Below are 466 nucleotides of genomic sequence, written 5' to 3' on the forward strand. Positions count from 1 at the left end.
CGTCATGAGCGACACCGTGAACGTCGCCTCGCGGCTCGAGGGCGCCAACAAATATTACGGCACGGCGATCATGGCATCGGAATCCACGATGGCGCAGACCGGCGACACATTCGCCTGGCGCGAGCTCGATGCGATCAGGGTCCAGGGGCGCGGCGAGGCGCTCAGGGTGTTCGAGCCGCTGGCGGAGAAGGGCACGGAGAGCGCCGAGCAGATGAAGGTGGCCACGGCGTATGCGGAGGGGCTGGCATGTTGGCGCACAAGGGAGTTTGCGAAGGCCGCTGACGCGTTCGCCAAAATGGCGAAGACCGATCCGGCGTCAGCGCTGTTCGCCAAGCGAGCGAGAGTATTCACCGTAAATCCACCATCGCCGGACTGGACACCAGTCAACACACTCGAAGGAAAGTAGCGTCCTCTCCCCCTCTCCCCCCAAGAAAGCATGAAAGAGCGGCTGCCGTTAAAACGGCAG

General features: G+C 63.1%; 1 protein-coding gene. It reads left to right on the top strand.

Annotated elements, in window-relative coordinates; all coding sequences use genetic code 11:
• Positions 1 to 406 (top strand): adenylate cyclase (locus IC50_RS02975; protein WP_035700207.1); only part of this gene is annotated, 406 nt, incomplete at its 5' end.
• Positions 407 to 466 lie beyond the last annotated feature (60 nt).

It is taken from the genome of Bradyrhizobium genomosp. I (2014), assembly GCF_000261685.1.
In the GTDB taxonomy this organism is placed as follows: Bacteria; Pseudomonadota; Alphaproteobacteria; order Rhizobiales; family Xanthobacteraceae; genus Bradyrhizobium.